Annotated in this window: 20 protein-coding genes; 17 read left to right on the top strand and 3 right to left on the bottom strand. The window is 44.5% G+C overall.

Annotated elements, in window-relative coordinates; all coding sequences use genetic code 11:
* Positions 1–95: 95 nt before the first annotated feature.
* Positions 96–1,358, top strand: coding sequence for an MFS transporter (locus tag ACXHJ1_RS02130; RefSeq protein WP_107734991.1), 1,263 nt, complete (start codon positions 96–98; stop codon positions 1,356–1,358).
* Positions 1,359–1,461: 103 nt separating this feature from the next.
* The gene (aroD, locus tag ACXHJ1_RS02125) at positions 1,462–2,226 is read left to right on the top strand and encodes a type I 3-dehydroquinate dehydratase (RefSeq protein WP_107734990.1); all 765 of its coding nucleotides are present in this window, start codon (positions 1,462–1,464) and stop codon (positions 2,224–2,226) included.
* A 100-nt stretch (positions 2,227–2,326) separates the two neighbouring features.
* Here aroD and ACXHJ1_RS02120 read toward each other — a convergent pair whose 3' ends face one another.
* Positions 2,327–2,899 carry a shikimate kinase gene (locus tag ACXHJ1_RS02120; RefSeq protein WP_016819867.1) on the bottom strand — a complete coding sequence of 191 codons (573 nt, stop codon included), beginning with the start codon at positions 2,897–2,899 and terminating at the stop codon, positions 2,327–2,329.
* Positions 2,900–3,464: 565 nt separating this feature from the next.
* Between ACXHJ1_RS02120 and ACXHJ1_RS02115 the strand changes: the two genes are divergently transcribed.
* The 3 genes from ACXHJ1_RS02115 (at position 3,465) to ACXHJ1_RS02105 (ending at position 6,387) form a co-directional block, all read left to right on the top strand.
* Positions 3,465–4,157 carry a pectate lyase gene (locus ACXHJ1_RS02115; RefSeq protein WP_016819868.1) on the top strand — a complete coding sequence of 231 codons (693 nt, stop codon included), beginning with the start codon at positions 3,465–3,467 and terminating at the stop codon, positions 4,155–4,157.
* Positions 4,158–4,295: 138 nt separating this feature from the next.
* The gene (locus tag ACXHJ1_RS02110) at positions 4,296–5,333 is read left to right on the top strand and encodes a phosphotransferase family protein (protein WP_029514341.1); all 1,038 of its coding nucleotides are present in this window, start codon (positions 4,296–4,298) and stop codon (positions 5,331–5,333) included.
* A 55-nt stretch (positions 5,334–5,388) separates the two neighbouring features.
* Positions 5,389–6,387, top strand: coding sequence for a glycosyltransferase (locus tag ACXHJ1_RS02105; protein ID WP_107734989.1), 999 nt, complete (start codon positions 5,389–5,391; stop codon positions 6,385–6,387).
* Positions 6,388–6,460: 73 nt separating this feature from the next.
* On the opposite strand, the gene ACXHJ1_RS02100 is transcribed toward ACXHJ1_RS02105, so the two are convergent.
* Entirely contained in the window at positions 6,461–7,669 is a 1,209-nt protein-coding gene (locus ACXHJ1_RS02100) for an MFS transporter (RefSeq protein ID WP_016819870.1), read from the bottom strand.
* A gap of 216 nt (positions 7,670–7,885) precedes the next feature.
* On the opposite strand from ACXHJ1_RS02100, the gene cysK reads away from it, so the two are divergent.
* Positions 7,886–8,809 (top strand): cysteine synthase A, encoded by a 924-nt coding sequence (gene cysK / locus ACXHJ1_RS02095; protein ID WP_457905524.1) that lies wholly within the window; start codon positions 7,886–7,888, stop codon positions 8,807–8,809.
* Between the two features lie 145 nt (positions 8,810–8,954).
* Here cysK and ACXHJ1_RS02090 read toward each other — a convergent pair whose 3' ends face one another.
* Positions 8,955–9,146: a hypothetical protein gene (locus ACXHJ1_RS02090; protein WP_102998728.1), complete on the bottom strand. Its 192-nt coding sequence runs from the start codon at positions 9,144–9,146 to the stop codon at positions 8,955–8,957.
* A 412-nt stretch (positions 9,147–9,558) separates the two neighbouring features.
* On the opposite strand from ACXHJ1_RS02090, the gene ACXHJ1_RS02085 reads away from it, so the two are divergent.
* The 11 genes from ACXHJ1_RS02085 (at position 9,559) to ACXHJ1_RS02035 (ending at position 22,248) form a co-directional block, all read left to right on the top strand.
* The gene (locus ACXHJ1_RS02085; RefSeq protein ID WP_080561132.1) at positions 9,559–9,720 is read left to right on the top strand and encodes an epilancin family lantibiotic; all 162 of its coding nucleotides are present in this window, start codon (positions 9,559–9,561) and stop codon (positions 9,718–9,720) included.
* A 66-nt stretch (positions 9,721–9,786) separates the two neighbouring features.
* The gene (locus tag ACXHJ1_RS02080; RefSeq protein WP_226888857.1) at positions 9,787–10,728 is read left to right on the top strand and encodes a S8 family serine peptidase; all 942 of its coding nucleotides are present in this window, start codon (positions 9,787–9,789) and stop codon (positions 10,726–10,728) included.
* A gap of 4 nt (positions 10,729–10,732) precedes the next feature.
* Positions 10,733–13,816, top strand: a complete 3,084-nt coding sequence (locus tag ACXHJ1_RS02075; RefSeq protein WP_457905523.1) for a lantibiotic dehydratase — start codon at positions 10,733–10,735, stop codon at positions 13,814–13,816.
* 10 nt (positions 13,817–13,826) lie between these two features.
* The gene (locus tag ACXHJ1_RS02070; protein WP_107735013.1) at positions 13,827–15,098 is read left to right on the top strand and encodes a lanthionine synthetase C family protein; all 1,272 of its coding nucleotides are present in this window, start codon (positions 13,827–13,829) and stop codon (positions 15,096–15,098) included.
* Between the two features lie 15 nt (positions 15,099–15,113).
* Positions 15,114–15,671 (top strand): DUF5823 family protein, encoded by a 558-nt coding sequence (locus ACXHJ1_RS02065; protein WP_016819877.1) that lies wholly within the window; start codon positions 15,114–15,116, stop codon positions 15,669–15,671.
* 14 nt (positions 15,672–15,685) lie between these two features.
* Positions 15,686–17,479, top strand: a complete 1,794-nt coding sequence (locus ACXHJ1_RS02060; protein WP_457905522.1) for an ABC transporter ATP-binding protein — start codon at positions 15,686–15,688, stop codon at positions 17,477–17,479.
* A 15-nt stretch (positions 17,480–17,494) separates the two neighbouring features.
* Complete coding sequence (locus ACXHJ1_RS02055) at positions 17,495–18,085, top strand: accessory gene regulator AgrB (protein WP_102998725.1); 591 nt, start codon at positions 17,495–17,497, stop codon at positions 18,083–18,085.
* 138 nt (positions 18,086–18,223) lie between these two features.
* A complete protein-coding gene (locus ACXHJ1_RS02050) occupies positions 18,224–19,552 on the top strand; it encodes a sensor histidine kinase (RefSeq protein ID WP_016819882.1) in 1,329 nt (442 codons plus the stop codon).
* A complete protein-coding gene (locus ACXHJ1_RS02045) occupies positions 19,549–20,328 on the top strand; it encodes a LytR/AlgR family response regulator transcription factor (RefSeq protein ID WP_117288407.1) in 780 nt (259 codons plus the stop codon). Before ACXHJ1_RS02050 ends, ACXHJ1_RS02045 begins: the two co-directional genes overlap by 4 nt.
* A gap of 46 nt (positions 20,329–20,374) precedes the next feature.
* Complete coding sequence (locus ACXHJ1_RS02040; protein WP_102998723.1) at positions 20,375–21,133, top strand: TraX family protein; 759 nt, start codon at positions 20,375–20,377, stop codon at positions 21,131–21,133.
* Between the two features lie 137 nt (positions 21,134–21,270).
* Positions 21,271–22,248, top strand: coding sequence for an aldo/keto reductase (locus tag ACXHJ1_RS02035; RefSeq protein ID WP_174820600.1), 978 nt, complete (start codon positions 21,271–21,273; stop codon positions 22,246–22,248).
* The last annotated feature ends 3 nt before the right edge of the window (positions 22,249–22,251 follow it).

Here is a 22,251-nt window from a genome sequence, read left to right as displayed (position 1 = left end):
TTAAATTGTGTTCTATACTTCATCATCGACACAAGCAATGTGAAATGATTCACGTTTTGACACTACAAGACTTACTTACAAAAGCAGGTGAATTCATGATGAAACGTTCTTCTATTCCCGTGGCGACAGGTTTGTATGTGAACTATCTTTTGTTTGGCATGTTTAATATTATGCTGGCGTCGCACATGTCCTTTTTAACAGAGCATTTGCATACAGATCAGGCGGGCATTAGCCTTTTGGTTTCCGCGATGGGATTTGGCAGACTGTTTACGCTGTACATATCCGGCGTGCTCTCCGACCGCTATGGTCGCAAACCATTTATTGTGGCCGCAGGGCTGCTGATGGCCGTATTTTTGGTCGGTATACCACTGAGTCCCACCTTTGAGATGGCGATGGTACTGGCTGTGCTGGCAGGTGTAGCGAATTCTTTTCTTGATTCAGGTACTTATCCGGCTCTGATCGAGGCTTTCCCCCAATCCTCTGGTTCGGCTACAGTGTTGGTGAGAGGTTTTATATCCATTGGGGCGGCATTTTTACCGCTAATGATTATCTTTTTTATGAATCACGATATTTTTTACGGGTTCTCTTTCTTTATACCAGCATTGATATTTGCATTAAATGCGGTCTACTTGTTCAGAATGAAGTTTCCAGACATGCGCGTACAGCCCACCAAGGAGCAAAGTGGCGGTACTACTGTATCTGGCGCCGAGCAGACAGGAAATTTAAAGGCTAATGATGCGAGTAAACCGCGGTTTTGGCAGGAAGGTGTATGTCTTATTCTGCTTGGATTTACGGGACCTACTTTGCTGTATATTGTGCAGTTATGGCTGCCTACGTTTGGACAACAGTTTATCGGCATGACAGAATCAGAGTCTCTCAGACTATTAGTTTATTACAATATGGGTTCGCTGGTTTCCGTGTTTGTATTGGTCATTGTGTTGAGAAAATGGGTTAAACCTGTTCATATTATTCTTATTTATCCCTGTATTTCCTTGTTGGCTTTTGGAGCGCTTCTTCTTTTTAAATCAGGGGCCGCCGCCATTATCTGTGCGAGTGTCATCGGGTTTTCCATATCGGGTGTACTTCAGCTGACGTTAACTGTAATGAGCGAATTTTTTAGTCAACGAAAAGGACAGATTACCGGGTTTATTTATACCGCAACTTCGCTGTCCTATACGCTTATTCCCGTGTTTACAGGCTTTCTTTTGAAGCATTCTCAGATTTCCAGTGTGTTTATGCTGGCTATTATCGTGAATGTGCTCGGGATCGTACTGGCGGTGTTTGTTAACTTTCGTTACAGTGCCGTTTTTCCTGCAAAACGAGAATTGTCTCCTCAAATTGTACTGGATACGAAATAACTAGCGACTGAACCTAATCATCTGCATGCTTATTCAGAATGCGTTATACTATGAATTATTGTGAATGTTCGACTTGAAACTGTAATTGGGGAGTGAGATAGATATGGCAAAAATCGTAAAGGTAAAAGATGTACGGATCGGTGAAGGAGCGCCTAAAATATGTGTCCCCATGGTGGGAGAAACGTTGGAGCAGTTGAAGGAAGAGGCTGCCCATTTACGTACACTCGACCTGGATATCGTAGAGTGGAGAGTCGATTTTTTCGAGCATGTGGAGGAGCTGGAAAAGGTAAAGGCTGCCTTACATGAGATTCGGTCTATTTTAGCCAATATTCCACTCGTATTTACGTTCCGTAGCGCCCGAGAAGGTGGAGAAAAGGAAATCAGTGCGGCAAGCTATGTAGAATTGAATCGTACAATAGCCGAAACGGGACAAGTAGATATGATTGATGTAGAGCTTTTTAATGAGGAAGCTGATGTGAAGATGCTGATAGAAGCGGCACATAAGCATAACGTGTATGTGATTATTTCTAACCATGATTTTCAAAAGACACCGCCGAAGGAGGAAATTGTGTCCCGGTTGCGTAAGGCACAGGAATTGGGCGGCGATCTGCCTAAAATAGCGGTGATGCCAACCAATACGGCCGATGTCCTAACCTTGTTGGACGCCACACGCACCATGGCAGAAGAGTATGCGGATCGGCCGATTATCACGATGTCGATGGCGGGAAAAGGTGTCGTGAGCCGTCTGACCGGAGAGCTATTTGGTTCAGCGTTGACTTTTGGTGCTGCCAAGAAGGCTTCTGCACCGGGACAGATTCCTGTCACTGAACTGAGAGAAATATTGCAGGTGCTGCATAGCCACTCTTAAAAGATGCAATTACTACCCACTAGCGAGCAAGGAATTCATAGTGAACACAAAAGGAGGACCCCATGCGATAAGCATGCTGGGGTCCTCCTTTTTGTAATGCTTAATTCAATCCCCGAGTAGGTTCATACAATTCCCAACCCAGATTCAGTGTTTGAATAATATAGTCTGCGACTTCTTCCGCATCCAACTGATCGGTATCGATCTTGGAGTGATTCACCGCGTAAATGTCCTGTCTGGAACGGAAAAGATCTTCAATTTCCTCTAACGTCTTGTTTTGCAGATTAGGGCGGGTGTCAATCAGCATCTTGAGCCGATCTTTCCAGGAATCCCAATTTAAATCCAAGAAGAACACAATGGAGGAAGCCAAACAAGCCTGCTTCACCTCTTCCTGTAGAAACGCGCCACCGCCAACAGAAATGATTTTAAGACGCGTATTGCTGCACAACTTCAAAATATGCTCTTTTTCAATCTCACGGAAACGCTTCTCTCCGTAAGTTTTGAAAATTTCTGTTGTAGGCATGTTGTACTCTTGTTCAATCTCCTGATCAATATCCACGAAATCGCGATACAGCTTGCGCGCTAGATGGGAACCGATCGTTGTTTTGCCCACGCCCATAAAGCCGATGAGCACAATATTTTGTTCTTTTAATGGAATCTCACTATTGTTTTGCACATAACCACTCTTTTCTCACCAGTAATGTTGAGATGTAACGCTTCAAAGCACTAAATACATTATACGTTCATCAACCGTGTCATTCAATAGTATAGAGCACATCAGCAATGAGGTATACGATAAAAGAGACTCTGATTACCAATGGAGTGATAAACAGCATGTAAACGAGATGAGGTATTCAAGTGTTATTTAATGCGTAAATGGAAGAAAAACAAACTTGTACAAGTATAAAAGAGGCAATATTGTGTACTTAATTGAAAAAAAGGACATATTTTGCCGAAAAACGTATTGAAATTATTGGAAGTAGGAATATAATAGAGTTATGCAAATTGTAAATGTAATCGCTCTATTTACAATTTGTGATTGATTTAATTTATAAAAATGAAGCTACTTTGAACCAAAAACCAAGTATACATATGCAAATAGTTAAATATCACTTTACGGACATGTATCGGTCAATGGGTTCATTGTACGAAGGTGGTGATACGGTCTACGCGCTTGCGCTCTAGTCAACGAAGAATTGGAGATAAGAATAAAAAACGATCTAGGAGAGGGATGAATTGAAATGAAAACAAACACAGCTAAAGTATTGAAAAAGGGCATGAGTATCGCTTTATCCGGTATGTTAATCGCGTTATTTGTCGGCAATTACTCTGCCCATGCAGCTCCAGAGGTCGTTCACAAGACCATACTTGTTAAAGCTGGAGAAGTATACGATGGTAAAGGCAAGACCGTAGTGGCTGACCCCGATACCTTGGGAGATGGAAGCCAGAAAGAGGCTCAAAAGCCTATCTTTAAGCTAGAAAATAATGCAACGCTGAAAAATGTGATCATCGCTGCGCCTGCTGCGGATGGTGTGCATGTATATGGCAATGGCACCATTTCCAACGTAACGTGGGAGGATGTCGGTGAAGATGCATTGACGCTTAAAGAACCAGGCACGGTGAACATTACAGGTGGTGGAGCGTTCCATGCATATGATAAAGTATTCCAAATCAATGCCGAAGGCACGATTAACATTAAAAACTTTAGAGCCGATGATATCGGTAAGCTGGTTCGCCAACTTGGGGGCTCTACGTTTAGAGTGAATATGACTTTGGATAACTCGGATATTTCCAACGTCAAGGATTCGATCCTGAGATCGGACGGTCCTAACAGCAAAGCTAAAATTACGAATACTCGTTATCATAATGTAAAACAATTGTTTAAAGGTTTTAAATCTGGCAATACGAGCGAGTCCGGCAATACTAAATACTAATCGTTAGAGTAGGATAGGAGTACGGATAGGAAAGGGGCTGTCCAACAGGTCGTATGATCTGATAGGACATGCCCCTTTTTTGGTATGTTAAGTTAACCCTAAGATGATCTGGGCTTCGTTCAGAACGAGGACTATGTTATGATCGTGCTATTACATTTTATACAAAAAAGTTGGGTGGCTATGAATCTATTTCATCAATATGTGAATCATGACGGTACTTTAAATGATACGCTGGTGCACAGTCGTGAAATTTTATATACAGGTACGAATGGCCGACATGTGGAACGTTTTTACGTGTCCTCCTCTGAAAGTTATATATTTAAACCCCTGACCAATGATGATCAGAAGGGACGGGAGAGATGGGTGTATGAGCATGTGCTTCCAGCATTATCACCCATCTATCCCCAATTGCTAGCTTGTTCCGATACAGACGCAGATGGCGGAGGAGAATGGATGGTGTTTGAGGATCTTGGTCCGTTACATCATCTACATGCAGATGAAACCCTATTGCAAGCTGTTGGACTTGTCGCAAGGTGGCATGCTTTGCCGCCGGGTCGTTTTGCCGGGATGCCATTGCGTGGACCGAAGCCGCTCATCCAGGAGATGGTTTCCGAGCTGCACACACGCAAGCCAGATATGTTAGAGCTTTGCAGCTCACTCGGTTTTTCGAAGCAGCAGATGCAGCGTATTTATGCACAGCTGGAGCATCTATCTTTTTCACACCAGCTTGTACTGTCTCATGGTGATCTTCATCCGGGTAACTATGCGTTGAGTGGGGAGAGGCTAAGGGTGCTGGATTGGGAGCATGCTCATCTAAACACACCGCTGTGGGATGTATATCACCTAATCGACATGTCGCATCCGTTGTTCCCTCGACGTATGACGTCTGAATTGCGTATTCGTATGCTGGACACCTATCTGGAACAGCTGGAGCTGTTGGGGATAAAGGGTGATCGAACGGCATTTATACAGGAGTATGGTATGTTTGCTGTGGTATTTTCGCTCTGGATGCTATTATTAATCACAAATGATTTGCAAAGGATTGGAACGGAACTGCATAGAAATAGCGGCAAATGGTCAAAAGAGCAATTAGAGTCCCAATTGGATGCAACGTTAGCTTGTTTAAACCAATGTACAGCGATGATGGATTGGGTACAAGTCCAACCATGCAAGTAGTGGCTTAAGGCACAGATTCTATATAGTCAGCCAAAGAAGGTAGGGAAATAAATCCATGAAAAAAGTCGGTTTGGTCATGAGAAAAATACAATTTGCTGAAGCGCAAGGGCCTCGTATTTTTGCAGAACGTCTGAAGCAGATCGGATTGGAACTGGGGGTAGATATCGTATTTGTATCGCCGGAGCGCCACGTAAGTAGCCATGACTGGCTTCCAGGCTATGAGCATGAAAAGAGTGACCTGGTCAATTATGACATCGTACTGGATCAACTGCATGAGCAGCAGATTGAGCACGTTATTTATACGGTATCTGGCTTTACTTATTTGAACATGTTTTTTAAAAACAGCGTACTCTTTCCACATAGTTTTCCAGATCCGGCACTGACAGGCTATGAGATGATGAAGCCTTTTTATCAGATTGTGGACAAGGCTATCGTACAGACTGCCTTTCTCAAGCAGGAGATGGCCTCGAAGTTTGGCGTAACCGATGTGACAGTCATCCCGATCGGATTTAATGAGCGGCTGGTGGAAAAGCATTTTGATCCCTCACAAGTGGTGGAGAACCGGGTGATGTGGATTGGTAGAGATGAAGAAAATCGGCGTCCAGATCTGGTGCTGGAGTATGCGCGGCATAATCCTGACAAGGATGTCTATATGGTGTTTGGTGGTGAACGCTACAAGGAGAGCATGAAGAAGTACGACATCCCGGACAATGTAAAACTTCAATTTGCATTGACGCAAGACGAGGTGTTTGCACTGATGAACACGGCGAAGGTGTATTGGAGCTGCTCCAAATTCGATACGTTCGCAATGCCGCTGACCGAAGCGCTCGCGATGGGGAAGATCGTGGTGAAACCCGAGCACCCTTGCTATGGGCACATCAGCTCTACGCATTCTTTTTCAGGAAATGAGAAAAACTGGTTCGAGCTGGTCAATATGGCTGCGGCTTCACCTCGCCGGGTTTCTGCGGAGAATCAGGCATACGCCATGGAACAGTTTTCGAGTCAGGTGATGAAGCAGGGATACCGAGACTTTTTTGATGATTGGTTAAGCTGAACGACGAGGCAGGATGCGTGGATGTAGACCATAAAAAAGGGACTTTCGCTCTAATGAACGAAAGTCCTTTTTCTTATGACTGTATCTCTGCTATCGCTTCAGTATGAGCCGTCTTGCGATCCATCATGTAGCTGACCAGCATCAGTAGCAGACCGCCGACAGTAATGAGTGATGCAACCCATGGAATGGCGGGTAGCCCCATTTGGTTAATCACGACTCCTCCAATAAAAGCACCGCCTGCGTTGCCCAGATTCAATGCGGAATGGCTGGAGGTAGAGGCTAGCAAAGGAGCCTCATAGGCCAGATTCATGATACGAACCTGAATCCCCGGCATGATGCCGAATGCGGCAATCCCCCAGATAAAGACAGTGATCACGGCCAGTACCTTGTTTTGAAGCGTAAACGTCAGAATGGCCAGAATAATGGCCAGTACAGCATAGTTTGCAACCAAGGACGGAAGCAGCTTCCAATCTGCGAGCTTGCCGCCAACGATGTTGCCAATCGTGACGCCTAGGCCGAACAGGACGAGAATCCAGGTAATGCTGTGTTCGGCAAAGCCACTAATATCCGTAAGCATGGGCGTAATGTACGTAAAGACAGTGAACAAGCTACCACAGCCAACTGCACCTGTCAGCAGCATCAGCAGCACTTTTGGATTAAATAAGCTCTTGACTTCTTGCTTGAGACTGGAAGGCTTGTCCTGCTGAATCACCGGAATGTAACGAATAATACCGAAGAGAGAAATCAAGCCGATCACAACAATGGCTCCAAAGGAAGCGCGCCAGCCGAGCTGCTGTCCGATAAAGGTGCCGAAGGGCACGCCAATAATGTTCGCTACCGTCAATCCGGTTAGCACCATCGAGATGGCCCCTGCCCGCTTATCAGGACGGACCAGCCGGGCAGCGATCAGGGAACCGGCACCCAGGAAGGTTCCGTGCGATAACGCAGTAGCCATACGGGCCGCAATCAGAAGCTCGTAGTTAGGAGCAATGACGGAAAAAAGATTTCCTAGAATGAATATGGACATCAGCAGACACAGTAGCTTCTTTTGTGGAACCTTATGGGTTAATACAGTAAGCACAGGTGCACCAATGGCTACACCAAGCGCGTAACTGGTGATTAATTGCCCGGCTTGCGGAATCGTAACATGAAGATCATGGGCTACATTGGGCAGAAGTCCCATAATGACGAATTCGGTCATGCCGATGGCGAAGGCACCAAGGGTTAACCATAGCAAGGAGGGGGGAAAGCGATTAGCTGTCATATTTTCTTGAGTACTCATAAGTTTCTTGTATCCTCCTGAAAAAATAGTAATGCGAGTATATCATTCCAGGCGACATCTGGCGACCCATTTTGCAAGAATTTTACATACTAAGCTGATAAGGTTTGTGTAATTTACAAAAGCGACAGGTTGGAAGGAGCCAATTATGTTATTTTGGTAGTATGATATGAAGATAGGGAATGACGTTGTAAGGAATAATCCGGGGAGGATATAACGATGACACTTAAAGTGGTACATAGGATTACGGACTTAATCGGGGATACGCCTTGTGTGCGGCTGCAACGGCTCACAGGACCGCAGGATGCGGAAGTATATGTGAAGCTGGAGTATTTTAATCCAAGTGGTAGTGTTAAAGATCGGGCCGCGGGCAATCTGATTGCCGAGGCGGAAAAGGCGGGGCATCTAAAGCCCGGAGGCACCATTATTGAACCGACCAGTGGCAACACGGGAATTGGTCTTGCGATGAATGCGGCAGCCCGAGGTTACCGCGCAATTTTGGTGATGCCTTCGAATATGACGAAGGAACGGATCAATATTTTAAAAGCCTACGGGGCTGAGGTCGTACTGACACCAGCGGAAGAACGGATGCCAGGAGCGATTCGCAAAGCTCTTGAACTGGGGACAGAAATTGAAGGGAGTTTTATCCCACATCAGTTTGAAAATGAGGCCAACCCCGATATCCACCGTACAACCACAGCACTTGAAATTTTAGAGCAGACGGAAGGAAAGTTAGATGTGTTCGTCGCTTCTTCGGGAACGGGTGGGACCATTACGGGAACAGGTGAAGTGCTGCGCCAGCATTTGCCGGATCTGCGGATTGTTGTGGTCGAGCCTAAGGGGTCGCCCGTACTGTCCGGGGGAAAGCCCGGTCCGCATAAGCTGGTGGGAACGAGTCCGGGCTTTGTTCCTACCGTGCTGAATACGGAGGTGTATGACGAAATCATCCAGGTTTCCGATGAGGATGCGATTGCTGTGACACGAGCAATTGCTGCTCAGGAAGGGATTCTCGTCGGGCCCTCCAGCGGAGCTACAATATGGACGGCCATTCAGGAAGCTCGGCGTTTGGGAGCAGGCAAACGGGTACTCTGTATTGTCCCGGATACCGGAGAGCGTTATCTGAGCATGGGGATATTCGGATAAATAGACGCGAATCGGGGCCAAAGTGATTCGACTCATTTATATGTAAGATCCAGCCTCATTAATCGAAGTAACATAAGTGAATTGGCGATATGGTAGATTCTTTTTCAATGGAGGAACATAAACATTGAATACATTCTTCCCTAATTCATAAGACGTACAATGCTTCATTATCTTTTTCCGGCTGGATTCCATCCATAGACAAGAGAACGCCACCGTTTTGTTCTGTCGTTTCGGCCAGTATCGTATGAATATGGTCATCGAGATTGGCAGCCATAGGAACTTGATATCTCAACAGATTTTGCGTGCTTGTTTGGGATGTCGCGTGCATGTAGTGCATCAGTCAGTTCCTTTGCAGTCATGTCCTGTTTGAAGCGCAGTTGGTCCACATGATCCAGCACATCGTAGCCATAGGACGAGCGCTCTATGCTAAGCAACTCTTCTTCACCTGATTTATACGAGACACCCGTATAGGAACATACCGGGTTCTTGCAAGCATATGCCATGCTCCAAGCGTCATCGTTCCGCTCCGTGTCGGTATTTTTTATGCCATGCCGCATGGGCAGCAAAATGACTGCAATTTAGGAGGTTTGGAATACCTTTCAGGAATAAAGTATAAAAAACGGGAGAATTAGATATATTCTTTATTCATCGACAGCAAGATATGACATACGGTTACTCACAATGAACGTGATTTAGGGGTACCACTGAAATCATGTTTATTAGAATTTAATTCAGAGAGGAAGAGGAAAATGAAAGTAGATCAAATGTTTGACCTTGATTTAAGAAAGAGCTATGAGGCCAGTGAGCTTAGCCCACAAGCTTCAATCATCAAGACAACCATTAAGGTATCCAAAGCAGTATGTAAAACTCTTACCTGTATCTGTACCGGTTCTTGTTCCAATTGTAAATAATTCATAAGCGATTCGTAAGTCAGGGGTAGTGAAATGGGCTACCCCTACTTACATTATGGAGATTGCATGATAAAACCTAATATATACAATTGGCATGTAGCCCGGCTGACCGATCATTTTAGTTGTGGTGCAACTGTTGGTCAGCCGCTTACTATCCTGTTTATTGATACAGGCGTCGATAAATCCCACTCAGAGATCCAAGGTAATCTAGTTGAGGCAGAATGCAAGTCATTTGTACCTTATGAGCCTTGTATAAGCGATTACGTCGGGCATGGTACACAAATGGTTAGCTCTGTTACCGGCAAATATATATTGAAGGGGATATGCCCTTTCGCTCGGGTTGTTGTCTACAAAATTACGGACAAAAAAGGAATAAGCAAGCTTGAATGGTTGTATAGAGCGCTGGAAGAGGGTATTGCTAAAGGATATCCAATTATCAACGTCAGCTATCGTACAGAATATGAGGTCGACTTATTCGAGTTCAATAGGTTTCAGGCTTTGGTTGACTGCGCCAATGCGCAAGGCATATGGGTAGTCTGTTCCGCAGGAAACGATGGACGCGATATTACGCAGGAGTACAGAGTACCTGCGAATTTAAAGGGAGTATACCCAATTGGATCAACTAATAAGAACGGGGATATCTCCGGGTTCAGCAATACGCTCAACGATCAATTTTTTGCGCCGAGTGGTGATGAGTATGAAATCAATTACAACAATGATTGGGTAATGGTTGCCAAATCGAGCTTCGACACAGAGGATTACTTATACGAAGTGCTGGGATTTGACAAAGCATACACAGTGGGTATCGGTACGAGTATTGCCAGCGCCTTATTCAGCGGAGTTGTTGCCTCTCTTAGCGGAGAGCTTATCGCGCAGGGGATGAATGCCGGACGCACAGAAATGGAGTGTCTGCTCCGTCAAGGCGCGAGACTGATTGATGTTCAGCGGAATTATTATGAAGTAAGCCTTGCCGGTTCAATTCGTGCTTTAAGACAGATGAGAGGTTGATTGCATGTTGGAGAACTTTGAAATCTCGGAAAATTACATGTACCGGAAAACGTTGCTTGGCATGGAGCATTATACGCAGATATTTGATCATGAACAACTAGATGATGATGAATACCTTGACAGACTTGTACGGTTCGTTCAGCAGCAGGGGTTGATAGATTCCATTTATGTCTCCAGCCCCTCGACCTACGCTGCACTGCAAAGCCTGGAACAAGGCAGAACATTGAAGTCCAAAAAAAAGCGGAATCTTATCCTAAGTCTAAGCAAGTTCATTTCGCGGGCAATTTGTAGACCAACACCGTTTGGACTGTTCGCGGGAGTAGGCATTTCCCGATTTGGAAAAACGGGAGGCGCCGGGGAACATGTCGTCTGGGCAACTCCGGATTATAGCCTAATTTACCGCTTAATAGGGCTTTTCCATGGGGATTCGGATGTCCGCAATGAATTGAGACTGAGTGTAAATAACACCTCTTACATTGACCATCACAGGCTCGTCATCTCCTATCAGACTCTGTTTGCAGCAGATCAGGAGGAACGAAGCACTGAAAATATATCTATTCTCAAAACCCCGGTCATAGATTTCATCATGAAGATCCTTGATAAAGAGCAGCAGACTTTTCTGCAGCTTATGCAAGCTATAAAAGACGCCTTCGGCGTGGATGACACGATCAGCACAGATTTTTTGCAGCAATTGATAGAACAAGGCTTTTTAGTAAGTGAGATGATTCCCAATCCTCGGGATAGCGCTCCTCTGGAGCATCTGATACGTACACTAAAGCTGCTTGCTGCTCCCAAGGCAGCATATTACTCAGATATTTTGGAGAGAGTTGGACAAGCCATTCAGGACATTACAGTTGCTGCGGTCAAACGCGAAGGCATTGAGGCTGTCCGAAAACTAGTCCAGCTTATCCTTCCCGATTATCAGGGCGACTTGGTCAAAATAGACGTAAGACTGAATCAGGTAAATGAAATTCTATTGTCGGACAGCGATAGGCAATCGTTGTCCCAAATAGCTTCAATATTGAGCATGCTTTCTACGTACAGGAAAGAGGATACACTTTCCGACTATCGTCAGCAATTTACTGAGAAGTACGGAGTATATGAAGAAGTGCCCTTATTGCAGTTGTTCAGTAAGACCTTGGGGCTCGGCAAACCTGAAGAGTACAAGAGCCACTACCAGAACGGAGATAAGTACAGGCACAAAGATGAAGGCAGGTTCCGACAGCTTAAGGCGCTAATTGCGGAGTGGCAGACCGAAGCGCTTGTCAATCATTCGGATATCGTGCTTGACGAGGTCAAAATCCAACAGCTGTCTGAATTGAGTCTGGAGAATGTCCATGTCTCGTTCGATTTGTATTATTCCTGCATGGAGAATGAGCAAGGTGAAGTTACGTTTTATTTAAACAACAGAGCCGGATCATTGGAAGCGTGTCAGAGCTTCGGAAGATTTGCCTACATGTTTGACAAGGATAGCCGTGATGAAATCTTCAATTTTGTCAGGAACCCGAAGGATCAGAAAGCAGGGGAGAGCGGCGCTGAAATCTCATTTTACCCATTCAGTCCCAAAATAACTAATATTATGACGGCAGGCCCGACACCAGACCAATCTATGGATATGGCCACGTTTCCCGAGAATCGGAAATTAGATGTTTCCCAGCTGCTGGTAGGGGTGGAGGATTCGGGATACTTTTATCTGAAGCACAGGGAAACAGGCGAACTGGTATTTCCCAAACTCAGCAGCATGTACAATACAGAGCTGGCGCCTTATCTGATCCGGTTTCTGAATGATATTAATCTGCAGTATCAGACCGGATGGTCCCATCTGGAGGAGTATCTCTATGATTCTTCTTTTACACCGAGAGTAACCTATAAAAATATCATCATCTGCCCCAAAAAATGGACATTATATGCGGATAAACAGCTCCAGAGCGAAGAACAGTTTCTGGCCTTTCTGGAGGATTGGATCATAAAGTATAACATTCCGCGATATGTATATTTGGTGGAGCTGGACAATAAGCTGTTGCTGGATTTGGATCGCCATCATCATCGAAAGCTTTTGCACAAAGAATATACCCGGAATCCGGAAGGCAAGGCGGCCGTTATTATGGAAACGGAGAAAGAATTGTTCGCTTCCGCTAACCGATATATGGAGGAGTGCGTATTTTTTTGCAAAAGCCCGATGTTTCAGTACTTGCCGATAGACAGATTGTCTGCACAGGCTACCGATAAAAGCTTAAATAAAGTGCTGAGTTCTTCGGTGAATGCCGTTTATTATCCAGGTTCGGATTGGATATCCCTGCAGGTATATTACAATCAGGAAATGCTAACCGATTTGCTGGGCAGTGCATTTAAGACATTCATGGACAATAGCGCCGAGTACTTCATTGACCAGGTTTTTTTTGTCCAGTATGCAGATAAGGAGCCGCATATCAGGCTAAGGTGCAAAATGTCGGGAAGCGTAGAGCATCAGCGTTTCACGGCCTTGAACTATGTTTTTGATTTCCTGAATACTGTAACCTCGTCCGGATTGGTTAGTTCCTATTCGGTTGTTCCTTACCGGCCTGAAATTTTGCGGTATGGCGGCGCGGCCTTCATTGAACAAGCGGAGAGGTTATTTGCTATCGATTCTTATCTAGTTTCAGGCTATTATGCAGGCAAGAGGTCAATTAATGCAACCGATCAGATGTTATTTTGCTGTACCGGACTTTTTGAGGTTGTGAACTGCGCGTATCCGCTGGCAGAAGATCAATTGAAGGCTATGGCTGCGATTATTGATCCGAAGAAATTCAGACAGGAGTATCGGGAACACAAAGAAGCGCTATTTCAAAGGATTCAACAGACCCGTTCCATATCCTTGCCAGCAAGCGATACAGGCGACAGGTTGTGGCAATACGCTGCATATTTCACGGCTATCCGGGAAGCTGACGACAGAACCAATTATTACGATGATATTATGTTCAGCATCATGCACATGTTCTGCAACAGAGTGTTCGGCCTGGACCGGGAAAAGGAAGAGCTTGCCCTACACCTGTGCTACTACAGTTTGGAAGATTATTTACAGGTAAGCAAATACCATGTTGCTTATTGAGGAGGAGCTTATGGCGGTCAAACAAGTCCCGGGAAATTTATCTGAAATAGTCAGGCAAAGCGCAGAAATCTACAAAGATATAGATACTGTAACCCTGCTAATCAAGAAGCACGCCATGCATGATTACCCTGAAATGGAGCTGATATCATTGGCTTCAGGATATCCCGGGATCAGCCTTCTTCTGGATAAACTAGATGAAGTCTACCCGGGGGAAGGGTGGGATGCGCTTGCTTTCAAGTACAATCAGGAGATTGTGCGCTTAATCGGCAATATACCGTTCCATTCATTGTCACTGTATACCGGATTGGCAGGTGTTATTTATCTGTTCAACGAGTGTTCAAGAGGTTCAACAAGATATACGAATGTGCTCTCACAGACGCTGGATATGTTTCTTAGCAGCTATGGGGAATTCTATGAGGAGACAAGGGGGAAATTGGAAGACTCCTTGATTGAGGATAGCGACTTGGATTTGATTTCAGGATGGACGGGGATTGCAGCTGCATTAATGGAGGTTAAGGAACGCCAAGACAGATACGCTGGGAAGCTGGATGCGGTGCTCCTTAAGATCCTTCAACTGATTACGGATGCTGTAGGCAAGCTGAGACATTTCGGGGAACTTCCCGAACAGACCATTTACTATAATCTTGGTATGGCGCACGGAATTACAGGAGCCATTAATTTGCTGGCTGTTGCACATCTCCGCCGCTACCCGTTAACAGGATTGAGAGAAGTACTGGAAGTTGCCAAGACTTTTCTACTAGGAAATATCAGAGAGTGGAACGGCACCCTTGTCATACCTAATATGTTCACACCGGATGAATCCGCAGAGACTAGTCGGAATCCAGGTTATCACAGAGATGCATGGTGTTACGGCACACCGGGAGCTTCTGTGGCTATGTTCCGGCTGGGATTGGCCCTGGAGGACAAAGCGCTGCAGCAGCAGGCTCTGCAATTGTTCAATACCGTCTACTCCAGACCAGATTCGCTAAGAAAGGTAATTTCACCAACGATCTGTCACGGCTATGCAGGCTTGCTCCTGATTCAGCACCATTTCAGCCGTACGGCAGCCATACCGTTCAAGAATGATTTTTTGCATCGTATGTTATCATACCGGAATACTCAAGAAGCAGTACCCTTTACAGACCTTGAGGGAAGCGTCGATGATCCGTTATCTCTCGATAAAGTAGGCCTGCTCGATGGATGTGCAGGTGTATTGCTGACACTGCTGACCTGTGATAATGAGAACTTGAGTACATGGAAGCAGATGCTGGTATTTAGCTAAAAGGAGGAGATGGTAATGTTCATTTTATTAAAAGAAATTATTACAGTCATGGTGGGACTGATTACCGATTTTCTCTCTTTTCAACTGGATGCATATTTTTATATTTGGTTTCTGGTCCTGTTTATTTCAAGCTTGGCGGCGACCCTGGTTCAACGAAGCGAAGGGACTATTACCTACAGCACAGCCGAATGTGTCGGAATAAATGTGCTAGTTGTCGTATTATACCTAGTAATCGGTACAATTTTGGCCAGATACTTTGCAAGTTTTGAGGATCAGCAGATTGTTGCTGGAGATAAGATTATGCTGTATAAAATTTCTTTTATGCTTACATCCGCTGTAATTATAGTGGATATTATACTAGATAGGTTGAAGAGAGGGCGGAAATTCTCCTACTCTTTGGAGTTTCTTGCCGGAAGCGCCGTGTGCTTCTTACTGTTTCAATTAAGCAACCAAACGGACTGGATAGGAACCAAGCTGTCGCTCTCCTATATTGTCATGGTAGCGATAGCCGCAGGTGTCTATACAATGGCAATGAAGTTTTTGCTAGAATACGAAAATCACAAAGAGAAATAGGTGATTAAGCCATAATGGAATTGAATATGGAGAGCACGGCATATAAAAAGATCGGTGAAGAAAAACAAACGGCCCATTCCTTGCTGGAGTTAATCAAAATTGCGAGATGGCCCAAGCTTGCACTTGCTTGGAGCATCGTATTTACACTGATTTCCGCCGCTTTTTCATTAGTATTGCCGATCATTACAGGCAAGCTTGTCGATAAGATCTCAGCTATGGAGCTGACGATCCAGACCGCAGCTGTGCTTATTTCGCTGTTTCTGGCCGGAGGGATTTTAAACGCCGTGTCTTCTCTGCTCCTCAGATATGTGGGGAGCAAGTTTTTTCAGGAACTGCGACTGAAAATTTGGGAAAAAATTATCCATTTGCCGGTTAATTATTTTGATAACAACGAGAACGGCAAAATCATCAGCAGAATGACGAACGACCTTGCTATTGTAAGTAATTTTCTGGCTATCACTCTGCCTTCTATTCTGGCTGATGTCCTGATGGTCACTGGTTGCATCATCATGTTATTTGTGTTGGATTGGAGATTAATGAGTGTACTCGTTGCTCTGATTCCTATAACGGCGCTACTAATCTATCCAATTGGAAGAAGGATGAATAGAGTAGCGGTTGAGGCACAGGATGCAGCCGCAGATTTTTCTGGTGAGTTATCCAAAATTCTCTATAACATCAGATTCATTAAAGCGACGACGTCGGAAAAGCTTGAAATGAAATATACTCGGGAGATACTTGGACGTATCTTTCGCTTGAACATCAAAGAGGGAATATTGTCGGCTGTCATTGAGCCGATTGTCACAATTATCATCATGCTAGCTTTGGTAGGAATGTTTTGGTATGGAAGCGCCGGCATTGCCGCTGGACATATCACTACAGGTACTTTGGTATCCATGATCTTTTATTTGTTTACAATGGTTTCGCCTCTGACCCAGCTCAGCAGTTTTTTCTCGCAGTATCAGAAGGCCAAGGGAGCAAGCAAGGAAATTTATACCATATATAACCAGCAGGATGAGAAGCAAGAAAAGTTAGGCAGTGTGCCGGACATGAAAAGTCATGATCAGAATTCGGATATCCTGCATTTTGCCAATGTTTCTTTCTCGTACAACCAGGGCCAACCGGTATTATCCAACGTAGAGTTAACCTTCAGAGGCGGTACCACTACAGCGATCGTAGGGCCTTCCGGCTCGGGAAAAACAACAATATTTTCTTTAATAGAGAAATTTTACTCAGAATATAATGGAGAAATCTATTACAATAATGTATATTTGGATAAGATTAGGACGGAAGAATGGCGTCGCAAAATATCCTATGTTATGCAGGATAGTGACTTACTGGTAGGATCAGTGAGAGACAATCTGGTATATGGCCTAAACAGAGACGCGGATGACCATGAGATTTATGCGGCTCTTGATACAGTAGGCTTGAAGGAGGTAATTTATCAATTACCGGATGGTTTGGATACCTTTGTTGGAGAAAGGGGAGTCAAATTATCGGGGGGACAGAAGCAGCGAATCCAGATTGCCAGATGCTTGCTTTCAGACCATGAGATTCTGCTGTTTGATGAAGCTACCGCCAATCTGGATAGCGAGTCAGAGCAGCTTGTACATGATGTAATCAGGCTTCTCTCCAAGAATAAAATGACCATTGTTATCGCTCATCGTTTGTCAACCATCTACAAAGCGGACCAGATAATCTTTTTGGATAAAGGAGAAGTAACGGGGGTAGGCACGCATCACGAATTAATGAGTTGGCATGATAAATATCGTGATTATGTTCAATTCCAGCTTCCCACACAATTAAGTTAGGGAGGGGCGGTGGCGTTGTATCATCAATTGTCAACGTGGATCATTGATAAATACTTTCAAGACGAAGAATTGGAAGCGGAGAAGCGTGCTTATGTGCTTTATTATCTAGAGAACATACTGGCTGGCACAGAAAAAATACTTCTTGTATTGGTCAGTGCCTGTTTGCTCGGTGTATTAGCCGAAACGGCTGCGATGCTGCTTTCCTATACAGTGGTCCGGCGAAAGTCCTTTGGCTGGCATGCTCGCAAGTCGCATCATTGCACCTGGGTCAGTCTACTGACCTTTGTGTTTGTTCCCTGGCTCTTAAAGGAAGTAGAATGGAACCGCTTTTTTTTGGCGACGCTCTGTCTGCTTTCTATCATTCTAATTGCCAGATACGCTCCGGCAGATACGGAGTGCAATCCATTGGTAGATCCGAAGTTCAGAAGAGCATGCAGATTACAAGCTATCTTTTTAAGTATAGTGTTTGTTTTCGTGGCCATCGCACTAGATTTTTATCCTTGGTTAATATTTGGGCTGTTTCTTGAAGCAGTCGTCATCACACCAGTATTCTATTCCATAATGAGAAGGAGTTATGCCAATTATGAACAATATCAAGAATATTAAAGAACACAGAAACAACCATACCCAGAGACTCAAGGCTAAGCTACTGGAGCATATGAGTAAAAGAGGTGAAGGAGGAGGGATTTGTTTCGGGTTGTTCTATGAACCATTCAACCCAAAAGTTTGGAAATTGAACAAAAAATGATTACATCCGGCATTTATTTTTTGCAATACACCAGCTATCTTGTAATATATCATATGGTCAGCGGCAATGGTCTAAGCGTTTTCCGTATGAATTATAAGCTGCTGCTGTTTTTAGTCATGTATTATTTTATCGGAATAACAGCTCTGAATAACTTCGGACTGATTGTTTACCTATTTCTATTTGTGCTACTGGCATTATACGGGTGGTTGACCGACAAATATGAATCCTTGTGGGTCATAGGCTTCTACGCCATCCTTACCATCTTTATTACGACACTGCTGGGTTATTTCATAACGGTAATCAGCTATGCGGTTCCTTATGAATATAAAAACAAATGGACGGCGCCCTTCCTAACCGCTTGTTCACCTCCGCTGATCTACTTGGCGCTCCGAAAGCTTGTGTCTTATTTGTTTCCTACTCCGGCGGTCAGGCTTTTGAAGCTATATCGGATTAAGCTTATCGTCGGAGCTTCTTTAATCTTAGTCTTGGGGATCATCGGACTCGGACTCATTATCTATTCGGAGTGTGAGAGCAACAATCCGTATCCAAGCAGATTAAAGATTGTGTTGATGCTGATCGGCTTGACCTCCATCTTCCTGATGACGATCAATTGGCTGTATCGCTTCCTGCGTGAACGTGAGCTAGAGAAGAACAAGACGGAACAATACTTGCAGCTGGAGGCTTATATTATGGAGATTGAAAAAATGTACGAAGACATCCGCGGCTTCAGACATGACTATACCAATATCCTGTTAATGCTGGATGAGGGGATCAGAACTGGGGATTTGGCGATGATCAAGCGGATATATGAGAGTTCTATCCAACCTACTGCTTCACAGTTGAACGGATATTCCTATAGTCTGGATAACCTGATTAATCTGGACGTGAGTGAGCTCAAGAGTATTATTACATCCAAGGTGCTGGTGGCAAAGAAGCGTGGAGTTGACGTAAAATTGGAAATTGATAGCGGTATCAGTGAAATGTATATGGATATTATAGACCTTTGCAGAGTAATCTCTTGTTTCCTGGACAATGCAATCGATGCGGCATTAGAGACCTGCAATCCGTCCATAAATATTGTACTGATCCATGAAGACGATATTCAGACGGTGACGATACGAAACTCTTATAATCATTCTGCACTTGACGGGATTAAGGTGAATGATCTCTACAAACGGAACTTTTCAACGAAAGCGGACAATCGGGGTCTTGGCTTGTACAATATAGCAAAGGTGCTGCGCAGCAACAAGTATGTCACTTTGGATACCAAAAAGGAACCGGATTTTTTCACGCAAACATTAATTATAAAGAGAGCGACATCATGAATATTTTTATCCTGGAAGATCAGTTTATCCAGCAGCGCATAATGGAAAAGATGGTCCGTAAAAGCTGCGAGGAACTTGGCATCTGCTGCAGTAATCTCATTGTCACCAGTAAGCCGGATCTCCTGCTTTTTGAATCTAAAGCTTGTGCGAATAACTTGTATTTCCTTGATATTGAAATCTCTGGTTGTCAGATGAAGGGACTGGAAGTTGCTCAGGAAATCAGAAAATATGATATGTATGGGCATATTGTCTTTGTAACTACCCACGGTCATCTGTCTCCGATCACCTTCCAATATAAGGTAGCAGCTCTTGATTTCATTATCAAGGATGCTAGTCAGGATGAAATGGAAAAAAAGGTCAGAGAAGTTCTTGTTGTTGCCCATCAAAGAAAGCCTGTGTTGGATGTCGATGATTGGTTTATACTCGACAATAAATTTACGAAATTTCAAATTTCCTTCTCCAGCATTTATTACTTTGAAACAACCGGTGTTCCCCACAAAATTCGTCTGGTTTCCGAAAACAGAACTCTTGAGTTTTACGGCGATCTGAAAGATATTGAGGCTAAGGACCCAAGGTTGTTCCGGTGTCATCGGGCATTTATCGTAAACCTGATGAAGGTGGAATCTATAGATAAGAGCAAGAAGGAGATCATTTTTCAAACCAATCAGAATTCCGGGGAAGCAAGGCGCATTATTCCCGTTTCCCGCCAATTGTTGAAGCACCTCTTAGATAAGATGGGAGACCGGAGCCTCCTGAACAGACCTGTTTACGAATAGAATAGATACGGAGGGCATAGTCCTTCGGGAAGAAAAGGGGAGGAATATGGAACAAAGATTATCCGTTCAAGCAGAGGTGAAAGGCATTGATGCCACCAGTTTAAAATTAATTGCAGTATTGGCAATGCTAATTGATCATATTGGAGGGCTATTTTTTGCCGATTTTTTGGGCTTTCAGGTGGTAGGCAGAATTACATTGCCTATCATGGCTTTTTTTGTAGCCGAAGGATATATCCATACCAGAAGCTTCAAAAAATATACAATGCGCCTTGCTCTAACCGGGCTAGCCAGTGTGGTGCCTTACGGATTGGTATTTAAAGATTGGTATACTTCGGGAAACATCATGCTAACGTTGTTGATGGGTCTACTGGCAATATGGTTCTATGACAACACGACCAATCCTGTACTTAAATACTTGGCGATTTCGGCTCTTTGCGTAGTCTCTTTTTTGGGAGACTGGAGTGTAATTGGAGTGTTCTTGGTTCTGGCTTTCTATGTGGCTCGCAAACAACAGAAGATTTATAACGGATGGATTATTGCAATAATTGCGCTTATGTTCATTTTCGGAGTCATCATTATATGGGCTGTTCCCGATTCGCTCAGCATCATGGGCATCAACGCCAGCACAATGAACGAATATCTTTATCCGTTTGCGATCGGCGGGGCCTGTATTTTTGCCCTCCCTCTGCTATCCCGATATAACGGAGAGAGGGGAAAAGGCTCACGAGCCTTCTTCTATTTGTTTTATCCTCTACATTTGCTCGCGCTCTATCTGCTGAAGTTGGCTATTGATTATTACATATAAGAAAGGCTGTCTAATAAGTAACTAAAATAAAAAATTGGACGGGAGACGACATGTTTTCCGTCTAATTTTTGCGGTTTGACGAACTATTCGAATGTTGATGAAGCAAGGAATACTTTGAGGATTAAAGGAGGAGCAGCATGAAGATTATGCCTATACAGAAACGAGGGATCTCCGATAGTCGGCTGGTGCTCGGTTGCATGCCTTTTGGTGGAGAATGGAGCCATGCACCGTTTACACAGGAGCATGTCGTTGAAGCGGAGAGAGCTGTAGATGCTGCACAATCCATCGGAATTACGATGTTTGATCATGCGGATATCTATCGTATGGGAAAAGCGGAAGAAATTTTCGGTCGGATTTTAAAGGAACAGCCAGGCTTGCGTGAACAAATCGTCATTCAATCCAAATGCGGCATTTTTATGCCGGATGGTACGCTCCCGGGTCGTTTTGATTTCTCATATGATCATATTATGGAGTCCGTGGACGGTATCCTGAAGCGTCTGGGTACTGAATATTTGGACATCCTGCTGCTACACCGTCCCGATCCGCTGGTAGAGCCGGAAGAAGTAGCGAAGGCGTTCAGCGAGCTTAAGACATCCGGCAAAGTACGGCATTTTGGCGTTTCCAATATGAATGTAAGCCAAATTCGTTTTCTGGAGCGCAGCCTAACGGAGCCGCTGATTGCTAATCAGCTGGAGATGAGCCTGGCACATCTGCATTTTATAGATCAGACCGTACACGTGAACCAGCAGGCAGGGACGAATGTACATTTTGGCGAAGGTTTGCTGGAATATTGCCAAACCGAGGATATTCAGCTCCAGGCTTGGGGACCGCTGGCGCAGGGGCGTTTTAGCGGAGGTTCTCTGGAAGGAAAACCTGAGCATATCCATAAGACGGCAGAACTGGTGCAGAAGCTGGCCTCTGAAAAGGGAACGACACGCGAAGCGATCGTCCTGGGCTGGCTTATGAAGCATCCGGCACGGATTCAGCCTGTCATTGGCAGTGCCAATCCTGAACGAATCCAAGCATGTCAGGATGCAGAACGCCAGAGCGAACTGATGACCCGTGAAGAATGGTATCAATTGTATGTAAGTGCGCGCGGACAAGCCTTGCCGTAACTG

It is taken from the genome of Paenibacillus sp. ALE2, assembly GCF_054113385.1.
The sequence above is the reverse complement of the archived record's forward strand: the minus strand, read 5'-3'. Positions and strand labels throughout refer to the sequence as shown.

What these genes read in the sequence shown, in the direction of transcription:
- ACXHJ1_RS02130 (WP_107734991.1), top strand. Translation starts at nt 96, where the DNA reads ATGATGAAACGTTCTTCTATTCCCGTGGCGACAGGTTTGTATGTGAAC.
- aroD (WP_107734990.1), top strand. Translation starts at nt 1,462, where the DNA reads ATGGCAAAAATCGTAAAGGTAAAAGATGTACGGATCGGTGAAGGAGCG.
- ACXHJ1_RS02115 (WP_016819868.1), top strand. Translation starts at nt 3,465, where the DNA reads ATGAAAACAAACACAGCTAAAGTATTGAAAAAGGGCATGAGTATCGCT.
- ACXHJ1_RS02110 (WP_029514341.1), top strand. Translation starts at nt 4,296, where the DNA reads ATGATCGTGCTATTACATTTTATACAAAAAAGTTGGGTGGCTATGAAT.
- ACXHJ1_RS02105 (WP_107734989.1), top strand. Translation starts at nt 5,389, where the DNA reads ATGAAAAAAGTCGGTTTGGTCATGAGAAAAATACAATTTGCTGAAGCG.
- ACXHJ1_RS02100 (WP_016819870.1), bottom strand. Translation starts at nt 7,669, where the DNA reads ATGAGTACTCAAGAAAATATGACAGCTAATCGCTTTCCCCCCTCCTTG.
- cysK (WP_457905524.1), top strand. Translation starts at nt 7,886, where the DNA reads ATGACACTTAAAGTGGTACATAGGATTACGGACTTAATCGGGGATACG.
- ACXHJ1_RS02090 (WP_102998728.1), bottom strand. Translation starts at nt 9,146, where the DNA reads ATGCACTACATGCACGCGACATCCCAAACAAGCACGCAAAATCTGTTG.
- ACXHJ1_RS02085 (WP_080561132.1), top strand. Translation starts at nt 9,559, where the DNA reads ATGAAAGTAGATCAAATGTTTGACCTTGATTTAAGAAAGAGCTATGAG.
- ACXHJ1_RS02080 (WP_226888857.1), top strand. Translation starts at nt 9,787, where the DNA reads ATGATAAAACCTAATATATACAATTGGCATGTAGCCCGGCTGACCGAT.
- ACXHJ1_RS02075 (WP_457905523.1), top strand. Translation starts at nt 10,733, where the DNA reads ATGTTGGAGAACTTTGAAATCTCGGAAAATTACATGTACCGGAAAACG.
- ACXHJ1_RS02070 (WP_107735013.1), top strand. Translation starts at nt 13,827, where the DNA reads ATGGCGGTCAAACAAGTCCCGGGAAATTTATCTGAAATAGTCAGGCAA.
- ACXHJ1_RS02065 (WP_016819877.1), top strand. Translation starts at nt 15,114, where the DNA reads ATGTTCATTTTATTAAAAGAAATTATTACAGTCATGGTGGGACTGATT.
- ACXHJ1_RS02060 (WP_457905522.1), top strand. Translation starts at nt 15,686, where the DNA reads ATGGAATTGAATATGGAGAGCACGGCATATAAAAAGATCGGTGAAGAA.
- ACXHJ1_RS02050 (WP_016819882.1), top strand. Translation starts at nt 18,224, where the DNA reads ATGATTACATCCGGCATTTATTTTTTGCAATACACCAGCTATCTTGTA.
- ACXHJ1_RS02045 (WP_117288407.1), top strand. Translation starts at nt 19,549, where the DNA reads ATGAATATTTTTATCCTGGAAGATCAGTTTATCCAGCAGCGCATAATG.
- ACXHJ1_RS02040 (WP_102998723.1), top strand. Translation starts at nt 20,375, where the DNA reads ATGGAACAAAGATTATCCGTTCAAGCAGAGGTGAAAGGCATTGATGCC.
- ACXHJ1_RS02035 (WP_174820600.1), top strand. Translation starts at nt 21,271, where the DNA reads ATGAAGATTATGCCTATACAGAAACGAGGGATCTCCGATAGTCGGCTG.